Origin of the sequence: Pseudomonas onubensis (genome assembly GCF_965653655.1) — a bacterium.
Classification (GTDB): Bacteria; Pseudomonadota; Gammaproteobacteria; order Pseudomonadales; family Pseudomonadaceae; genus Aquipseudomonas.
Genome location: NZ_CBFHAZ010000028.1, coordinates 45585 through 62714, shown reverse-complemented (window position 1 = coordinate 62714; position 17130 = coordinate 45585). Strand labels below are relative to the sequence as shown.

Sequence of the window (17130 nt, the reverse complement as noted above, 5' to 3'; positions counted from 1 at the left end):
GTGTGTCAGTCAAAACAACTGCGACTGTCATACCGCATTCGCGAGCAAGCCCGCTCCCACATTTTTAACCGCGGTAATGTCTGAAGGTTACAGCTTGATCCAGGTCGATTTCAGCTCGGTGTACTTGTCGAACGCATGCAGCGACTTGTCGCGACCATTACCCGACTGTTTGAAACCACCAAACGGTGCGGTCATGTCGCCACCGTCGTACTGGTTGACCCACACGCTACCGGCGCGCAAGGCCTTGGCAGTCAGGTGTGCCTTGGAGATATCGGCGGTCCATACGGCTGCAGCCAGGCCATAAACGGTGTCGTTGGCAATGGTGACCGCTTCTTCGGCGCTGTCGAAAGTGATCACCGACAGTACTGGACCGAAGATTTCTTCCTGGGCGATTTTCATTGCGTTAGTCACGCCGTCGAAAATCGTCGGCTCCACATAGGTGCCACCGGTTTCTTGCAGGGTGCGCTTGCCGCCCGCCACCAGCTTGGCGCCGTCGGCATGGCCGGCTTCGATGTACGACAGCACGGTGTTCATCTGCTGGGTGTCCACCAGAGCGCCGACGTTGGTCGCCGGGTCCAGCGGGTTGCCTGGCTTCCAGCCCTTGAGCGCCTCGATCACCAGCGGCAGGAATTTATCCTTGATGGAGCGCTCGACCAGCAGGCGCGAGCCGGCGGTGCAGACTTCGCCCTGGTTGAAGGCGATGGCGCCAGCGGCAGATTCGGCGGCGGCTTGCAGGTCCGGCGCATCGGCAAACACGATGTTCGGGCTCTTGCCGCCAGCTTCCAGCCATACGCGCTTCATGTTCGACTCGCCGGAGCGGATCAACAGTTGCTTGGCGATTTTTGTGGAACCGGTGAACACCAGGGTGTCGACGTCCATATGCAGCGCCAGCGCATTGCCCACCGTGTGGCCGTAGCCCGGCAGCACGTTCAACACGCCTTTAGGGATGCCGGCTTCAACAGCCAGGGCCGCGATGCGGATGGCAGTCAGCGGGGATTTTTCGGACGGCTTGAGGATCACCGAGTTACCGGTGGACAGCGCAGGGCCGAGTTTCCAGCACGCCATCATCAGCGGGAAGTTCCACGGCACGATGGCGCCGACTACGCCGACCGGCTCGCGGGTCACCAGGCCCAACTGATTGTGCGGGGTGGCGGCGACTTCGTCGTAGATCTTGTCGATGGCCTCACCGCTCCAGCTCAGGGCGTTGGCGGCGCCAGGCACGTCAATTTCCAGGGAGTCGGTGATCGGCTTGCCCATGTCCAGGGTTTCGAGCAGCGCCAGCTCTTCGGCATTGGCGTTGAGCAGCGCGGCGAAACGGATCATGACGGCTTTGCGCTTGGCCGGCGCCAGGCGCGACCAGACACCGGAATTGAACGTAGCGCGGGCATTCTCGACAGCGCGCTGGGCGTCGGCAGCGTCACAGCTGGCAACGGTGGCCAGCAAGCGGCCATCGACCGGGCTGATGCATTCGAACGTGTCACCGGAAACAGCAGCGGTGTACTCACCATTGATGTAGGCGCGGCCTTCGATCTTCAGATCCTTGGCGCGTTGTTCCCAATCGGCACGGGTCAGGGTGGTCATGCGAGTGTCCTCCTCTTATTGAATACAAGGGCCAGGTGATGTCCCCCGGCAGCCTCAAAGAATTCTTGCCCGGCCAGCCTGCTGTTCGGCTCAAGGCAGCTGCCACCCTAAACCAGCGGCTGGGGGTGTTTCAATATATTTGACATAACAGCGGTAAACGCCCTTGCGATGTTCATTTTAATAAACATAGACTTTGGCCTCTCCAACCGCAGGCCAGACGGGACACGCACATGAGCATCCAGGATATCGTCGACTTCAGCCAAGCCAACACCACCCCGGACCGCTACCGCCCGGCCGCCGAAAAAATCCTCAAGGGCGACCCCGAGCAAACCCTCTACAACCACTACAACAGCCCGTGCGGCCAGATGAGCGCCGGCGTGTGGGAAGGCGAAGTCGGGCAGTGGAAGGTCAATTACAGCGAGCATGAGTATTGCGAGATTGTGCAGGGGGTTTCGGTGCTGCGTGATGCCGAGGGCAACGCCAAGACCTTGCGCGCCGGCGACCGCTTCGTGATTCCTGCCGGGTTCAGCGGCACCTGGGAAGTGCTGGAGCCGTGCCGCAAGATCTACGTGGTGTTCGAGCAGAAAGCCTGATCAGCGATCGTACCCACGCTCCGCGTGGGAATGCAGCCCAAGGCGCTCCGCGCCTGCTCTTGAACGCGTGACGCGCAGCGTCACAGGAGGCGTTACCACGCAGAGCGTGGGAACGATCAGGCAAAAAAAAGCCCGTCTCGTGAGAGACGGGCTTTTTTTCACAAGGAAGAAAATCAATTACTTGATTTTGCCTTCTTTGTAGATCACGTGCTTGCGAACGCGCGGGTCGAACATTTTCTTTTCGAGCTTGTCCGGGGTAGTACGCTTGTTCTTGTCGGTAGTGTAGAAGTGACCAGTACCGGCGCTAGAGATCATTCGAATCAATTCACGCATGATAGAGCTCCTTAGATCTTGCCGGCGGCGCGGATTTCGGCCAGCACGACAGTGATGCCACGCTTGTCGATGATACGCATGCCTTTGGCAGATACACGCAGGCGAACAAAACGTTTCTCTTCTTCAACCCAGAAGCGGTGATGCTGCAGGTTCGGCAGGAAACGACGACGGGTTTTGTTATTTGCGTGGGAAATGTTATTCCCAGTCACCGGACCCTTACCGGTAACTTGACAGACTCTCGACATGCCTCAGCCCTCTAAAACCACATGCCCAACCCGGCATGGGTTGGCCGCTTAATCTCTCAGTCATTTGGCGCCAGGCGCCGCGTTTCTTTAAGGGTCTTACCGGCTACACCTACAGTGAAGGAACCGGGCCCCTAGAAAAGAGCGCTGCTTTATACCAGAAAGACCCCAATGCAACAACAGCCCGTGTATTTTTACCGGCGTAAATCTTGGAAATAGATGCCCGAACCGTTGCCAGGAGGGCCGCTGTAACAGCCGACCACTCGTCGCACAGAATGATTTACCGCGCCCGCCGGCACCCAAAAGTGCAAGGCGAAACGCGCTGAGGCGCCATCAAAACAGCATTTGCACCAAAAGCACAGGCAAAAATGGGCTAGTCATTTATCAATCAGACCACTACGGTAGGCTTTTTCCAGACTGCACTCGCAGATGGGCCTTCGATCTGCAAAGGAAACCGAATATGCGCCTCGCTGCCCTACCGCTATTGCTCGCCCCCCTATTTATCGCGCCGCTGGCCTCTGCGGCCACCAATCTGAGCGTTTGCACCGAGGCCAGCCCCGAAGGGTTCGATGTGGTGCAGTACAACTCGCTGACCACCACCAATGCCTCGGCCGACGTGCTGATGAACCGCTTGGTGGACTACGACGCCACCGCCGGCAAGCTGGTGCCGAGCCTCGCGGACAGCTGGGAAGTGTCGCCGGACGGCCTGGTGTACACCTTCAAGCTGCACCCTGACGTGAAGTTCCACCGCACCGAGTATTTCACCCCAAGCCGCACCCTCACTGCCGAAGACGTGCGCTTCAGTTTTGAACGCATGCTCGACCCGGCCAACCCATGGCACAAGATCGCCCAGAGCGGCTTCCCGCATGCGCAGTCGCTGCAATTACCCACTCTCGTCAAGAAAATCGACGCCCTCGACCCGCTGACCGTGCGTTTTACCCTTGATCACGCCGACTCCACCTTCCTCGCCGCCTTGAGCATGGGTTTTGCCTCGATCTACCCGGCCGAATACGCCGACAAGCTGCTCAAGGCCGGCACGCCTGAAAAACTCAACAGCCAGCCCATCGGCACCGGCCCGTTCGTGTTTGTACGGTTCCAGAAAGACGCCGTGGTTCGCTATAAAGCCAACCCGGATTACTTTGCCGGCAAACCGGCAGTGGATAACTTGATCTTCGCCATCACCCCGGATGCCAACGTGCGCCTGCAAAAGCTGCACCGCGATGAATGCCAGATCGCCCTGTCGCCAAAGCCGCTGGATGTGGGTGAAGCCGAGAAAGATCCCGCACTCAAAGTAGAAAAAACCCCGGCCTTCATGACCGCATTCGTCGCAATCAACAGCCAGCACCCGCCGCTGGACAAGCCCGAAGTGCGCCAGGCGATCAACCTGGCTTTCGACAAAGGCAGCTACCTCAAGGCCGTATTTGAAGGCACCGCCGAAGCGGCCAACGGCATTTACCCAACCAATACCTGGAGCTACTCCAAGGACTTGCCGGGTTATCCACAGGACATCGCCAAGGCCAAGACGCTGCTGGAACGCGCCGGGCTCAAGAATGGCTTTAAAACCACGATCTGGACTCGCCCCACCGGCAGCCTGCTGAACCCCAACCCCAATCTCGGCGCGCAGTTACTGCAAGCGGACCTGGCCAAGGTCGGCATCCAGGCCGAGATTCGTGTGATCGAGTGGGGTGAACTGATCCGTCGCGCCAAAGCCGGCGAACATGACCTGTTGTTCATGGGCTGGGCCGGCGATAACGGCGACCCGGATAACTTCCTCACCCCGCAGTTCTCGTGCGCAGCGGTAAAGTCCGGCACCAACTTTGCCCGTTATTGCGACCCGGCCCTGGACAAGCTGATCAGCGCCGGCAAGACCACCAGTGAACAAGGTGTGCGCAGCAAGCTCTACCAACAGGCCCAGGCACAGATTCAGCAACAGGCGCTGTGGCTGCCATTGGCGCACCCCACTGCGTTCGCCCTGACACGCAAGAATATCTACGGCTACCAGGTAAGCCCATTTGGGCGCCAGGATTTCTCCAAGGTCAGCGTCAAGCCCTAAGCTGCAAGCTGCAAGCTGCAAGCTGCAAGCCGCTTGAGGCTTGCAGCTTCAACCTTGCAGCTGCTCCCATCCTACAACCAGCCGTATTCCGCCATCGACAGCGGGTCGCCATCCCCCACGATGATGTGGTCGAGCACCCGCACATCCACCGATTCCAACGCTTTTTGCAGTATTTTGGTCAATTTTCGATCAGCCGCACTCGGCTCGACGCTCCCGGACGGATGGTTATGGCACAGGATCAGCGCCGCCGCGTTATAAGCGAGGGCGCGCTTGACCACTTGTCGTGGATAAACGATGGCCGTGTCGATGGTGCCCTCAAAGAGCGCCTCAAAGCCCAGCACCCGATGCTTTGAGTCAAGAAACAGGCAGCCAAATATCTCGTGGGGCTCATGGCGCAGCAAAGCCTTGAGGTACTCACGTACGGCCAGCGGGCTTTCCAGCACCGAGTCGGCGCGCAAGCGTTCGGCCATATGCCGTCGAGACATTTCCAGCACCGCCTGCAACTGGGCAAATTTCGCCGGCCCCAACCCCAACTGCTGGCTGAACAGGGTCTGGCTGGCCTCCAACAGCGGGCGCAGGCCACCAAATTGCGCCAATAGGTGGCGCGCCAGGTCGACTGCGCTTCTGCCGGAAACCCCGGTACGCAGGAAGATCGCCAACAACTCGGCATCCGACAGGCTCGCCGCGCCCCACTCCAAAAGCTTCTCCCGTGGGCGTTCCGCCACAGGCCAATCGCGAATACTCATCCCGCCTCCCTCTGCACGTACGCCGCTGTTGCCTGGCGGTCGCTGTGTTATCTTAAGCCCTCTTTTTTGCATGTGATTTCCCCTGGGGAGGGGGCATCGCAGGCGTCACTGAACTGGCATCACTGAACTGGAAAGGCAAACCAATGCAGCGTCTGTATCGGAAACGCATCGTTCTCGGCGTCGGCGGCGGCATTGCCGCCTACAAGAGCGCAGAACTGGTTCGCAGGCTCCTGGACCAGGGCGCCGAAGTGCGCGTGGTCATGACCCGTGGTGGCAGTGAGTTCATCACCCCGCTGACCATGCAGGCCCTGTCTGGCCACCCGGTTCACCTGGACCTGCTGGACCCGGCGGCCGAAGCCGCCATGGGCCACATCGAGCTGGCCAAATGGGCCGACCTGGTGTTGATCGCCCCGGCCACCGCCGACCTGATTGCCCGCCTGGCCCAAGGCATTGCCGATGACCTGCTGACCACGCTGGTACTGGCCACCGACGCTACCGTCGCCATCGCACCGGCCATGAACCAGGCCATGTGGCGCGACCCGGCCACCCAGGCCAACACCCAGCTCCTGCAAAGCCGAGGCCTCAAAGTGTTTGGCCCGGCGTCTGGCAGCCAAGCCTGTGGCGACGTGGGCATGGGCCGCATGCTTGAAGCCACCGACCTCGCGCTGTGCGCCGCCGAGTGTTTTCAGCACCTGGCCCTTACCGGCAAACATGTGCTGATTACCGCCGGCCCGACCCAGGAAAACATCGACCCGGTGCGTTACATCACCAACCATAGCTCAGGAAAAATGGGCTTTGCCTTGGCGGAAGCTGCGGTCGAGGCAGGCGCACGCGTCACCTTGATCACCGGTCCGGTGCACTTGCCGACCCCCGATCGGGTCACCCGAATCGACGTAGTCAGCGCCCGCGACATGCTGGCGGCCTGTGAGGCGGCCATTCCCTGCGACCTGTTTATCGCCTCGGCAGCGGTTGCAGACTACCGCCCGGAAGTTGTTGCCCCGCAAAAGCTTAAGAAGGACCCTACAAGCGGCGACGGCCTGCTCCTGCAAATGGTGCGCAACCCGGACATCCTGGCCACCATCGCCACGCGCCCGGACCGCCCGTTCAGTGTCGGCTTCGCCGCCGAAACCGAGCACCTGCTGGACTACGCCGCACGCAAGTTGAAAGACAAAAACCTCGACCTGATCGTTGCCAATGATGTCGCCAACCCGAGCATCGGCTTCAACAGCGAGGAAAACGCCTGCAGCGTGATCGACCGCGAGCTGCACGCCACCCTTTTCGCCCAGACCAGCAAGGGCAAGATTGCCCGCCAACTGATCTCTTTTATCGCCCAACGGCTGAACCAGGTTTAATTTACATGCACGCTTTGCAAGCCAAGATCCTCGACCCCCGCATCGGCAACGAATTTCCTCTGCCGGCCTATGCCACTCCGGGCTCTGCCGGCCTGGACCTGCGCGCCATGCTCAAGCAAGACACCGTGCTGGAGCCGGGCCAGACCCTCCTGATTCCTACCGGCCTGTCGATCTACGTCGGCGACCCAGGCTTGGCGGCATTGATCCTGCCGCGCTCGGGCCTTGGCCACAAACACGGCATCGTGCTGGGCAACCTCGTAGGCCTGATCGATTCGGACTATCAGGGCGAACTGATGGTGTCGTGCTGGAACCGTGGCAACACCGCTTTCAACATCGCTGTCGGCGAGCGAATCGCCCAGTTGGTGCTGGTTCCCGTGGTGCAGGCGCACTTCGAACTGGTGCAGGAGTTCGACGAAACTCAGCGCGGCGCAGGTGGTTTTGGGCATTCCGGCAGCCACTGACTAAGCTGAACCTTGCCGGACGCACTTGTCCGGCAAGACGCCACCGCATGGCTATTCAGGATGAAGAATGTGCGGATTTATTCAGCGAGATTTCCACAATGAAATCAATGCATTACGCGAACGCCCAAGCAGCGCCAGCACGCCGATGGCATTTTTGCACCACGAACTCTCTGCCGAAAACACCGTCATACCCTTCAGTTTGAGCCTGCCGGTCAGCCACTTTAAGGCCAGCTTTGCCCCCTTCAGATGGAGTTCACCCCCGCGATGAGTACCGCAGCCCGAGTAGCCCCGACATTCCCCGACAGCATCTTCCGCGCCTACGACATTCGTGGCGTGGTGCCCAAGACCCTGACCGCCGAAACCGCCTACTGGATCGGCCGCGCCATCGGTGCCCAGAGCCTGGCCCAGGGCGAACCTGATGTCTCGGTAGGCCGCGATGGCCGCTTGTCCGGCCCGGAGCTGGTGGAACAACTGATCCAGGGCCTCGCTGACAGCGGTTGCCACGTCAGCGACGTCGGCCTGGTGCCGACACCGGCGCTCTACTACGCAGCCAACGTACTGGCCGGCAAGTCCGGGGTGATGCTCACCGGCAGCCATAACCCATCGGACTACAACGGCTTCAAGATCGTCATCGCCGGTGACACCCTGGCCAACGAACAGATCCAGGCCCTGCACGAGCGCCTCAAGACCAACGACCTGACCAGCGGCAAAGGCAGTGTCACCAAGGTCGACATTCTGCAACGCTACTCTGACCAGATCACCGGTGACGTCAAACTCGCCCGTCGCCTGAAGGTGGTGGTGGACTGCGGCAACGGCGCGGCCGGCGTGATCGCCCCGCAACTGCTCGAAGCCCTCAACTGTGAAGTGATCCCGCTGTTCTGCGACGTCGACGGCAACTTCCCCAACCACCACCCGGACCCTGGCAAGCCGGAAAACCTGGTGGACTTGATCGCCAAGGTCAAGGAAACCGGCGCCGACGTGGGCCTGGCCTTCGACGGTGACGGCGACCGTGTTGGCGTGGTGACCAACACTGGCGAAAACGTGTTCGCCGACCGCCTGCTGATGCTGTTTGCCCGTGACGTGGTGGCGCGCAACGCCAACGCCGAAATCATCTTCGACGTGAAGTGCACCCGCCGCCTCACACCGCTGATCAAGGAATATGGCGGGCGCCCGCTAATGTGGAAGACCGGTCATTCGTTGATCAAAAAGAAAATGAAGGAAACCGGCGCGCTGTTGGCCGGTGAAATGAGTGGCCACGTGTTTTTCAAAGAGCGCTGGTTCGGGTTTGACGACGGTATTTACAGCGCCGCCCGCCTGCTGGAGATCCTGAGTAAGGAAAAATCCACGGCGCAGGAGCTGTTTCAGACCTTCCCGAATGATATTTCTACGCCAGAGATCAATATACATGTGACCGAGGAGAGCAAATTCAGCATCATTGACGCACTGCACGATGCGCAATGGGGCGAAGGCGCCAACCTGACCACCATTGATGGTGCGCGAGTCGATTACGCCAAAGGCTGGGGCCTGGTTCGCGCGTCCAACACCACACCGGTGCTGGTCCTGCGCTTCGAGGCGGATACCGAGGCTGAGTTGCAGCGCATCAAGGACGTGTTCCACGCCCAGTTGAAACGTGTTGCCCCTGATCTCCAATTACCGTTCTGATTTTTTACCGGAGCCCTGAATGACCCTCGAACGCGAAGCCGCTGCCAATACTGCCAAGGTCCTGTCCGAAGCGTTGCCTTACATTCGACGCTACGTCGGCAAGACGCTGGTGATCAAGTACGGTGGCAATGCCATGGAAAGCGACGAGCTGAAAACCGGTTTTGCCCGCGACATCGTGTTGATGAAAGCCGTGGGGATCAACCCGGTGGTCGTCCATGGTGGCGGCCCGCAAATCGGCGACCTGCTCAAGCGCTTATCGATCGAGAGTCACTTCATCGATGGCATGCGCGTCACCGACGCGCAGACCATGGACGTGGTGGAGATGGTCCTCGGTGGCCAGGTCAACAAAGACATCGTCAACCTGATCAACCGCCACGGCGGCAGCGCCATCGGCCTGACCGGCAAGGACGCGGAACTGATCCGTGCGAAAAAACTGACCGTTACCCGTCAGACGCCGGAAATGACCCAGCCGGAAATCATCGACATCGGCCAGGTAGGCGAAGTAATCGGCATCAACACCGACTTGCTCAACCTGCTGGTCAAGGGCGATTTCATCCCGGTGATCGCGCCAATCGGCGTGGGCGCTAACGGTGAGTCCTACAACATCAACGCGGACCTGGTGGCCGGTAAAGTGGCTGAAGCACTGAAAGCCGAGAAGCTGATGCTGCTGACCAACATCGCCGGCCTGATGGACAAGGAAGGCAAGGTGTTGACCGGTTTGACCACTCAACAAGTGGACGAACTGATCGCCGATGGCACCATCTACGGCGGCATGCTGCCCAAAATCCGTTGCGCGCTGGAAGCCGTGCAGGGCGGCGTGGGCAGTTCGCTGATTCTGGATGGCCGCGTACCGAACGCGATTTTGCTGGAAATCTTCACCGATACGGGTGTGGGCACGCTGATCAGTAACCGCAAGCGGCCTTAAGCGCTGCAAACAAAAAGGCCCCGCTCAATCAAATTGAGCGGGGCCTTTTTATTGGTACGCGGTCCAAGTGTGGGAGCGGGCTTGCTCGCGAAAGCGGAGTGTCAGTCACTGGATATGTTTCTGACCCACCGTATTCGCGAGCAAGCCCGCTCCCACACAAGCCCGCAGCCCGCATGGGCTAGCGTGTCAGACGCCGAACTGCTCGCGGTACGCGCGCACCGCCGGCAAATGCTGCTTGAGCTGCGCATCATCTTCCAGGTATTGCAGCACCTGGTTCAGCGACACGATGCTCACCACCGGAATACCGAAATCACGCTCCACTTCCTGGATTGCCGACAACTCACCGTTGCCGCGCTCCTGGCGGTTCAGCGCGATCAGCACGCCGGCGGCCTTGGCACCTTCCTGAGACGCGATGATCTGCATCACTTCACGGATGGCGGTGCCGGCGGTGATCACATCGTCGATGATCAGCACGTCGCCCTTGAGTGGCGCACCGACCAGGCTGCCGCCTTCGCCATGCGCCTTGGCCTCTTTGCGGTTGAAGCACCATGGCAAATCCAGCTCATGATGTTCAGCCAGGGCCACAGCGGTCGCGGCCGCCAAAGGGATGCCCTTATAGGCTGGGCCGAACAGCACGTCGAAGGAAATACCGCTGTCAACGATGGCTGCCGCGTAGAAACGACCCAGCTGAGCCAGGGCCGAACCCGAGTTGAACAAGCCTGCATTGAAGAAGTAAGGGCTGGTGCGCCCAGACTTCAACGTGAACTCACCGAAGCGTAAAACGCCGCGATCGATGGCAAAACGAATGAAATCGCGTTGATACGCCTGCATGAAAAAAGCCTCAGATACCACGGATTTAGCTAATTAGGTAGACGGCGTGTATCATACACGCACGCGATTTTTGGGGCCATTTATGCGGATCATCAGTGTGAACGTCAATGGTATTCAGGCTGCAGTCGAGCGTGGTTTGCTCAGTTGGCTGCAAGCACAGAATGCCGACGTCATCTGCCTGCAGGACACCCGCGCCTCCGCCTTTGAACTGGACGACCCAGCCTTCCAACTGGATGGCTACTTCCTTTATGCCTGTGATGCCGAAGTCCCTGCCCAAGGTGGCGTGGCTCTGTACTCACGGTTGCAACCCAAGGCGGTCATCAGCGGCCTCGGCTTCGAGACAGCCGACCGCTACGGGCGCTACCTGCAAGCCGATTTCGACAAGGTCAGCATCGCGACCTTGCTGCTCCCTTCGGGGCAGAACGGCGATGAAGACTTGAACCAGAAGTTCAAGCTAATGGACGATTTCGCCCGTTACCTGGATAAACAGCGACGCAAACGTCGCGAGTACATTTACTGTGGCTCGCTGTACGTGGCGCAACAGAAGCTGGATATCAAGAACTGGCGCGACAGCCAGCAATCACCGGGTTTCCTGGCGCCGGAACGGGCCTGGATGGACGAGATTGTCGGCAACATGGGTTATGTGGATGCCCTGCGCGAAGTCAGCCGTGAAGGCGACCAGTACAGCTGGTGGCCGGATAACGAACAGGCGGAGATGCTCAACCTGGGCTGGCGTTTCGACTACCAGTTGCTGACTCCCGGCCTGCGCCGGTTCGTTCGTAGCGCACGCTTGCCGCGTCAACCGCGCTTTTCGCAGCACGCGCCGCTGATCGTGGACTACGACTGGACATTGACCATCTAAGGTCTTTTTCCAGGCACAAAAAAACCGACATCGCTGTCGGTTTTTTTGTGCCTGTTCATTATTTGACCACTCGCCAGGTCAGTGGGTAGCGATAGGCTATCCCCTTGTTGGCCTTGATGCTGCCGATGATCGTCAGCACCACCGTTGCAATCGCCAGGGCAAACATCAGGAAAAACCCGATAACTGCGAAGGCCAGCACGATGCACGCCATCCAGGCGATGGCCACGGTGATCTGGAAGTTCAGGGCTTCCTTGCCCTGATCGTCAATGAACGGGTCCACTTCCTTCTTCATCTGCCACAGGATCAATGGTCCCACGACACTGCCGAAGGGGAACACAAACCCAAGAAACGCCGCGAGATGACACAACATTGCACTCTGGCGCACTTCGTAGGAAGGCGTAGGCACCGGCATTTGGCTGTCATTCATGGCGCTTCTCCTTGAGGCGGGTTCAGTCGGCCAGTGCGGCGTTCTGCAGTTCGAAGATTTCGCTCATGCCTTTCTGGGCCAGGGCGAGCATGGCGTTCAGGTCGGCCGGCTGGAATGGCGCGCCTTCGGCGGTGCCCTGCACTTCGATGAAACCACCGGTGCTGGTCATCACCACGTTCAGGTCGGTCTCGGCGGCCGAGTCTTCCAGGTAGTCCAGATCCAGCACAGGCTCGCCTTGATACATGCCCACCGACACCGCGGCGATCATCTGCTTGAGCGGGTCGCCGCCTTTGAGGCCGCCACGCTTCTTGATCACTTTAAGCGCATCAACCAGGGCTACCATGGCGCCGGTGATGGAGGCGGTGCGGGTGCCGCCGTCAGCCTGGATGACGTCGCAGTCGACGTACAGGGTCACGTCGCCCAGCTTGGACATGTCCAGGGCTGCGCGCAGCGAGCGGCCGATAAGGCGCTGGATTTCCAGGGTGCGGCCGCCCTGCTTGCCACGGCTGGCTTCACGCTGGTTACGCTCACCGGTAGCACGCGGCAGCATGCCGTACTCGGCAGTCAACCAACCCTGGCCCTGGCCCTTGAGGAAACGCGGTACGCCGTTTTCGACGCTGACGGTGCAGATCACTTTGGTATCGCCAAACTCGACCAGTACAGATCCCTCGGCGTGTTTGGTGTAGTTGCGGGTAATGCGGATCGAGCGGAGCTGATCGGCAGCGCGACCACTTGGACGTTTCATAGGGGATACCTGTACGAAGGACGAAAAACTGCCGAGCATTATAGAGCCGCGAACCGTTTCGGGGCACTTCTAAAAAATTCGGTTACGAATGTTCAGACTATTGCCCATTGTTTGGGCGCGCTCGCCCCACTGCGCTACAATCCTGCGCCTTCGCAGCCTGTCGGCTTCAACTTACTTATCAGCCCGTATTTGCGGGACTGCATCGCGAGGTACTTCCATGGTGCACAGCATGACCGCCTTCGCCCGCGTCGAAAAAGCCGGCGTCCAGGGCACCCTGAGCTGGGAACTGCGCTCGGTCAACAGCCGTTACCTGGAGCCGCACCTGCGCCTGCCGGAGTCGTTCCGCGACCTCGAAGGCGCCGTGCGTGAAGCGTTGCGCCAGGGTATCTCGCGGGGCAAGCTGGAATGCACTCTGCGCTTTACCGAAGAAACCACCGGCAAGCCGCTGCAGGTCGACCGTGACCGCGCCGCGCAGCTGGTAGCCGCCGCCGAAACCATCGCCGGCCTGATCAAACAACCTGCTGCGCTGAACCCGCTGGAAGTGCTGGCCTGGCCCGGCGTGCTGGTGGCCGACGCCACCGACCCGCAAGCCCTGAACGCCGAAGCCCTCGCGCTGTTCACCCAGGGATTGAAAGAGCTCAAGGCCGGCCGTGAGCGCGAAGGCGCCGAACTGGCCCGCCTGATCAATGAGCGCCTGACTTCGATCGAAGAAGACGTGCTCACCCTGCGCGAGCTGGTGCCGCAGATGCTCGCCACCCAGCGCCAAAAGGTCCTGGACCGCTTCACTGACATGAAGGCCGACCTCGACCCCGTGCGCCTGGAGCAGGAAATGGTGCTGCTGGCGCAAAAAAGCGATGTGGCCGAAGAACTCGACCGCCTGAGCACCCACATCCTGGAAGTGCGCCGCGTGCTCAAATCAGCGGGTGCCGCCGGTCGGCGCCTGGACTTCCTGATGCAGGAACTCAACCGCGAAGCCAATACACTGGGCTCCAAGGCGTTTGATCCGCGCAGCACCACGGCTGCGGTCAACCTCAAGGTGTTGATCGAGCAGATGCGCGAACAAGTACAGAATATTGAGTAAGGCAACTTCCATGACCCACAGCACCGGCACCCTTTACATCATTTCCGCCCCTTCGGGCGCGGGCAAAAGCAGCCTGGTCAAAGCCCTGACCGACGCTGATGAGCAGATCCGTATTTCGGTCTCGCACACCACCCGCGCCATGCGCCCAGGTGAAGTGAACGGCGTGCACTATCACTTCGTCGAGCGCACCGAATTCGTCAAGATGATCGAACACGGCGACTTCCTGGAGCGCGCCGAAGTGTTCGGCAACCTCTACGGCACCTCGCAGAGCCATTTGCAGCAGACCTTGGACGAAGGCCACGACCTGATCCTGGAGATCGACTGGCAGGGCGCCGAACAAGTGCGCCAGCTGATGCCCAAGGCGCGTTCGATCTTCATCCTCCCGCCATCTTTGGAGGCGTTGCACCAGCGCCTGACCAACCGTGGCCAGGACAGCGACGAGATCATCGAAGGCCGCATGCGCGAAGCTGTCAGCGAAATGAGCCACTACGTCGACTACGACTACCTGATCATCAACGACGATTTTGCCCACGCACTGGATGATTTGAAGGCGATTTTCCGCACCAATCAGCTCCAGCAAAAGCGTCAACAGCAGCGTTTTGGCAAATTACTGGCTGAACTGCTCGGTTGATTGGCCCTTCCCAAAACCGCTGCAAGGGCTTTACATTGGCACTTGTAGCGGTTTTGCGAGGGCGCGGGAAAAATCAGCGCTTCCCTAAACGCTGGTGATTTTTTAAACTGTTTAGTCCGCTCGCCCAACCGGGCAGCGCGCATCTTGCATTCGCTCCGAGGAATACCATGGCCCGCGTAACCGTTGAAGACTGCCTAGAACACGTGGATAACCGCTTTGAGCTGGTCATGCTCTCTACCAAGCGTGCCCGTCAACTGGCCACCGGCGGCAAAGAGCCCCTGGTCCAGTGGGAAAACGACAAGCCTACCGTTGTAGCCCTGCGTGAAATCGCTGAAGGCCTGATGAGCTACGAGTTCATCGCCAACGCTGAAATCGTTGAAGACGAACCGCTGTTTGCAGCGTTCGAGGACGAGTCCAACGAGGCCGTCTAAGCCTATGCCTGGTCGACGTAGCACGGCGCGGGGTCACAGCCAACGGCAGGAGTTCATACTTTGCCGAGCATAGACGCCCTCGCCGATCGCTTATCGGCCTACCTCGGCCCAGACCAGGTCAACCTGGTCCGCCGAGCGTATTTCTACGCCGAACAAGCCCACGACGGCCAACGCCGCCGAAGCGGTGAGGCGTATGTCACGCATCCTCTTGCAGTGGCCAATATTCTTGCCGACATGCACATGGACCATCAGAGCCTGATGGCCGCGATGCTGCATGACGTGATCGAAGACACCGGCATCGCCAAGGAAGCGCTCAGCGCCCAATTTGGCGAAACCGTGGCCGAACTGGTCGACGGGGTCAGCAAACTGACCCAGATGAACTTCGAGACCAAGGCTGAAGCCCAGGCAGAAAACTTCCAGAAGATGGCCATGGCCATGGCACGGGATATCCGTGTGATTCTGGTCAAGCTGGCCGACCGCCTGCACAACATGCGCACGCTGGAAGTGCTGTCCGGCGAAAAACGCCGGCGCATCGCCAAGGAAACTCTGGAAATCTACGCGCCCATCGCCAATCGGCTGGGCATGCATGCCATTCGTATCGAATTCGAAGACCTCGGCTTCAAGGCCATGCACCCAATGCGTTCGGCGCGCATCTACCAGGCAGTCAAGCGCGCACGCGGCAACCGCAAGGAAATCGTCAACAAGATCGAAGAGTCGCTGAGCCACTGCCTGGCGATCGACGAGATTGAAGGCGAAGTCAGCGGTCGGCAAAAGCACATCTACGGCATCTACAAGAAGATGCGCGGCAAGCGCCGGGCCTTCAACGAGATCATGGACGTGTACGCGTTCCGGATCATCGTCGACAAGGTAGACACCTGCTACCGCGTGCTGGGCGCTGTACATAATTTGTACAAACCCCTGCCGGGCCGCTTCAAGGACTACATCGCCATTCCCAAGGCCAACGGCTATCAGTCGCTGCATACCACGCTGTTCGGTATGCACGGGGTGCCGATCGAGATCCAGATCCGTACGCGGGAAATGGAAGAGATGGCCAACAACGGCATCGCGGCGCACTGGCTGTACAAATCCAGCGGAGACGAACAGCCAAAAGGCACGCACGCACGTGCTCGCCAGTGGGTCAAAGGCGTGCTGGAAATGCAGCAACGTGCCGGCAACTCCCTGGAATTTATCGAAAGCGTGAAGATCGACCTGTTTCCGGACGAGGTCTACGTGTTCACGCCCAAAGGCCGAATCATGGAGCTGCCCAAAGGCTCCACGGCGGTCGACTTTGCCTACGCGGTGCACACCGACGTCGGTAACAGCTGCATCGCCTGCCGGATCAACCGACGCCTCGCGCCGCTGTCCGAACCGCTGCAAAGCGGCTCCACGGTCGAGATTGTCAGTGCCCCCGGCGCGCGCCCGAACCCGGCCTGGCTCAACTTCGTGGTTACCGGCAAAGCGCGGACACACATCCGCCACGCCCTGAAGTTGCAACGCCGCTCCGAATCCATCAGCCTCGGCGAACGCTTGCTGAACAAGGTCCTCAACGGTTTCGACAGCGCTCTGGACAAAATCCCGGCAGAGCGCGTGCAAGCGATGCTCCATGAGTACCGCCAGGAAACCATCGAAGACCTGCTCGAAGATATCGGATTGGGCAACCGCATGGCCTACGTCGTAGCTCGCCGCTTGCTCGGCGAAGGCGAGCAGTTGCCAAGCCCGGAAGGCCCGCTGGCAATTCGCGGTACCGAAGGCCTGGTGCTCAGCTACGCCAAATGCTGTACGCCGATCCCTGGCGACCCGATTGTCGGCCACTTGTCGGCGGGCAAAGGCATGGTGGTGCACCTGGACAACTGCCGCAACATCACCGAAATCCGCCACAACCCGGAGAAATGCATCCAGCTTTCCTGGGCCAAGGACGTGACCGGCGAATTCAACGTCGAGCTGCGTGTAGAGCTGGAACATCAGCGTGGCCTGATCGCCTTGCTGGCCAGCAGCGTCAACGCGGCCGACGGCAATATCGAAAAAATCAGCATGGATGAACGCGATGGCCGCATCAGCGTGGTCCAGCTGGTGGTCAGCGTGCACGACCGTGTGCACCTGGCCCGCGTGATCAAGAAACTGCGCGCCCTGACCGGAGTGATCCGCATCACCCGCATGCGTGCATAGCCCCTCTC

At 60.0% G+C, this 17130-nt stretch carries 17 protein-coding genes and 1 pseudogene; 11 read left to right on the top strand and 7 right to left on the bottom strand.

Annotation, left to right across the window (positions count from 1 at the left end):
* Window positions 1-87: 87 nt before the first annotated feature.
* A complete protein-coding gene (locus tag ACTD9P_RS12285) occupies window positions 88-1581 on the bottom strand; it encodes an aldehyde dehydrogenase (protein ID WP_438867915.1) in 1494 nt (497 codons plus the stop codon).
* A 230-nt stretch (window positions 1582-1811) separates the two neighbouring features.
* Here ACTD9P_RS12285 and ACTD9P_RS12280 point away from each other — a divergent pair, with 230 nt between their 5' ends.
* Entirely contained in the window at window positions 1812-2174 is a 363-nt protein-coding gene (locus ACTD9P_RS12280) for a cupin domain-containing protein (RefSeq protein WP_438867914.1), read from the top strand.
* 177 nt (window positions 2175-2351) lie between these two features.
* On the opposite strand, the gene rpmG is transcribed toward ACTD9P_RS12280, so the two are convergent.
* Together rpmG and rpmB are read right to left on the bottom strand one after the other, a co-directional pair.
* Window positions 2352-2507: a 50S ribosomal protein L33 gene (rpmG, locus tag ACTD9P_RS12275; RefSeq protein ID WP_003176906.1), complete on the bottom strand. Its 156-nt coding sequence runs from the start codon at window positions 2505-2507 to the stop codon at window positions 2352-2354.
* Between the two features lie 11 nt (window positions 2508-2518).
* Window positions 2519-2752, bottom strand: a complete 234-nt coding sequence (gene rpmB / locus ACTD9P_RS12270; protein ID WP_003176907.1) for a 50S ribosomal protein L28 — start codon at window positions 2750-2752, stop codon at window positions 2519-2521.
* A gap of 457 nt (window positions 2753-3209) precedes the next feature.
* Between rpmB and ACTD9P_RS12265 the strand changes: the two genes are divergently transcribed.
* The gene (locus ACTD9P_RS12265) at window positions 3210-4802 is read left to right on the top strand and encodes an ABC transporter substrate-binding protein (RefSeq protein ID WP_438867913.1); all 1593 of its coding nucleotides are present in this window, start codon (window positions 3210-3212) and stop codon (window positions 4800-4802) included.
* Between the two features lie 71 nt (window positions 4803-4873).
* Here the strand turns inward: ACTD9P_RS12265 and radC are convergent, their stop codons facing one another.
* Entirely contained in the window at window positions 4874-5548 is a 675-nt protein-coding gene (gene radC / locus ACTD9P_RS12260; RefSeq protein WP_219270054.1) for a RadC family protein, read from the bottom strand.
* A gap of 143 nt (window positions 5549-5691) precedes the next feature.
* Between radC and coaBC the strand changes: the two genes are divergently transcribed.
* The 4 genes and pseudogenes from coaBC (at window position 5692) to argB (ending at window position 9948) form a co-directional block, all read left to right on the top strand.
* Window positions 5692-6900, top strand: a complete 1209-nt coding sequence (gene coaBC, locus ACTD9P_RS12255) for a bifunctional phosphopantothenoylcysteine decarboxylase/phosphopantothenate--cysteine ligase CoaBC (protein ID WP_015886530.1) — start codon at window positions 5692-5694, stop codon at window positions 6898-6900.
* 5 nt (window positions 6901-6905) lie between these two features.
* Entirely contained in the window at window positions 6906-7361 is a 456-nt protein-coding gene (gene dut / locus ACTD9P_RS12250; protein WP_053258661.1) for a dUTP diphosphatase, read from the top strand.
* Window positions 7362-7601: 240 nt separating this feature from the next.
* A pseudogene (locus ACTD9P_RS12245) lies at window positions 7602-9023 on the top strand (phosphomannomutase/phosphoglucomutase); the annotation flags it as partial.
* A gap of 19 nt (window positions 9024-9042) precedes the next feature.
* Window positions 9043-9948, top strand: coding sequence for an acetylglutamate kinase (gene argB, locus ACTD9P_RS12240; RefSeq protein ID WP_015886532.1), 906 nt, complete (start codon window positions 9043-9045; stop codon window positions 9946-9948).
* Between the two features lie 186 nt (window positions 9949-10134).
* Here argB and pyrE read toward each other — a convergent pair whose 3' ends face one another.
* Window positions 10135-10779 (bottom strand): orotate phosphoribosyltransferase, encoded by a 645-nt coding sequence (gene pyrE, locus ACTD9P_RS12235; RefSeq protein WP_017135848.1) that lies wholly within the window; start codon window positions 10777-10779, stop codon window positions 10135-10137.
* Between the two features lie 82 nt (window positions 10780-10861).
* Here pyrE and crc point away from each other — a divergent pair, with 82 nt between their 5' ends.
* Window positions 10862-11641 (top strand): catabolite repression control protein Crc, encoded by a 780-nt coding sequence (gene crc / locus ACTD9P_RS12230; protein WP_003176915.1) that lies wholly within the window; start codon window positions 10862-10864, stop codon window positions 11639-11641.
* A gap of 58 nt (window positions 11642-11699) precedes the next feature.
* On the opposite strand, the gene ACTD9P_RS12225 is transcribed toward crc, so the two are convergent.
* Window positions 11700-12068, bottom strand: a complete 369-nt coding sequence (locus ACTD9P_RS12225; RefSeq protein ID WP_200432373.1) for a DUF4870 domain-containing protein — start codon at window positions 12066-12068, stop codon at window positions 11700-11702.
* Window positions 12069-12090: 22 nt separating this feature from the next.
* On the bottom strand, window positions 12091-12813 hold the full coding sequence (gene rph / locus ACTD9P_RS12220; protein WP_057961002.1) for a ribonuclease PH: 723 nt from the start codon (window positions 12811-12813) through the stop codon (window positions 12091-12093).
* A 217-nt stretch (window positions 12814-13030) separates the two neighbouring features.
* Here rph and ACTD9P_RS12215 point away from each other — a divergent pair, with 217 nt between their 5' ends.
* The 4 genes from ACTD9P_RS12215 (at window position 13031) to spoT (ending at window position 17122) form a co-directional block, all read left to right on the top strand.
* The gene (locus ACTD9P_RS12215; protein WP_438867912.1) at window positions 13031-13894 is read left to right on the top strand and encodes a YicC/YloC family endoribonuclease; all 864 of its coding nucleotides are present in this window, start codon (window positions 13031-13033) and stop codon (window positions 13892-13894) included.
* Between the two features lie 10 nt (window positions 13895-13904).
* Complete coding sequence (gmk, locus tag ACTD9P_RS12210; protein ID WP_010168203.1) at window positions 13905-14525, top strand: guanylate kinase; 621 nt, start codon at window positions 13905-13907, stop codon at window positions 14523-14525.
* Window positions 14526-14692: 167 nt separating this feature from the next.
* Window positions 14693-14956 (top strand): DNA-directed RNA polymerase subunit omega, encoded by a 264-nt coding sequence (rpoZ, locus tag ACTD9P_RS12205; RefSeq protein WP_003176920.1) that lies wholly within the window; start codon window positions 14693-14695, stop codon window positions 14954-14956.
* Between the two features lie 60 nt (window positions 14957-15016).
* A complete protein-coding gene (gene spoT, locus ACTD9P_RS12200) occupies window positions 15017-17122 on the top strand; it encodes a bifunctional GTP diphosphokinase/guanosine-3',5'-bis pyrophosphate 3'-pyrophosphohydrolase (protein ID WP_056860838.1) in 2106 nt (701 codons plus the stop codon).
* The last annotated feature ends 8 nt before the right edge of the window (window positions 17123-17130 follow it).

Bases quoted from the DNA above. Each gene is read 5' to 3' on its own strand.
- gmk (WP_010168203.1), top strand. From the start codon at position 13,905: ATGACCCACAGCACCGGCACCCTTTACATCATTTCCGCCCCTTCGGGC.
- ACTD9P_RS12280 (WP_438867914.1), top strand. From the start codon at position 1,812: ATGAGCATCCAGGATATCGTCGACTTCAGCCAAGCCAACACCACCCCG.
- ACTD9P_RS12285 (WP_438867915.1), bottom strand. From the start codon at position 1,581: ATGACCACCCTGACCCGTGCCGATTGGGAACAACGCGCCAAGGATCTG.
- pyrE (WP_017135848.1), bottom strand. From the start codon at position 10,779: ATGCAGGCGTATCAACGCGATTTCATTCGTTTTGCCATCGATCGCGGC.
- rpoZ (WP_003176920.1), top strand. From the start codon at position 14,693: ATGGCCCGCGTAACCGTTGAAGACTGCCTAGAACACGTGGATAACCGC.
- ACTD9P_RS12265 (WP_438867913.1), top strand. From the start codon at position 3,210: ATGCGCCTCGCTGCCCTACCGCTATTGCTCGCCCCCCTATTTATCGCG.
- dut (WP_053258661.1), top strand. From the start codon at position 6,906: ATGCACGCTTTGCAAGCCAAGATCCTCGACCCCCGCATCGGCAACGAA.
- crc (WP_003176915.1), top strand. From the start codon at position 10,862: ATGCGGATCATCAGTGTGAACGTCAATGGTATTCAGGCTGCAGTCGAG.
- rph (WP_057961002.1), bottom strand. From the start codon at position 12,813: ATGAAACGTCCAAGTGGTCGCGCTGCCGATCAGCTCCGCTCGATCCGC.
- ACTD9P_RS12215 (WP_438867912.1), top strand. From the start codon at position 13,031: ATGGTGCACAGCATGACCGCCTTCGCCCGCGTCGAAAAAGCCGGCGTC.
- ACTD9P_RS12225 (WP_200432373.1), bottom strand. From the start codon at position 12,068: ATGAATGACAGCCAAATGCCGGTGCCTACGCCTTCCTACGAAGTGCGC.
- coaBC (WP_015886530.1), top strand. From the start codon at position 5,692: ATGCAGCGTCTGTATCGGAAACGCATCGTTCTCGGCGTCGGCGGCGGC.
- rpmG (WP_003176906.1), bottom strand. From the start codon at position 2,507: ATGCGTGAATTGATTCGAATGATCTCTAGCGCCGGTACTGGTCACTTC.
- rpmB (WP_003176907.1), bottom strand. From the start codon at position 2,752: ATGTCGAGAGTCTGTCAAGTTACCGGTAAGGGTCCGGTGACTGGGAAT.
- argB (WP_015886532.1), top strand. From the start codon at position 9,043: ATGACCCTCGAACGCGAAGCCGCTGCCAATACTGCCAAGGTCCTGTCC.
- radC (WP_219270054.1), bottom strand. From the start codon at position 5,548: ATGAGTATTCGCGATTGGCCTGTGGCGGAACGCCCACGGGAGAAGCTT.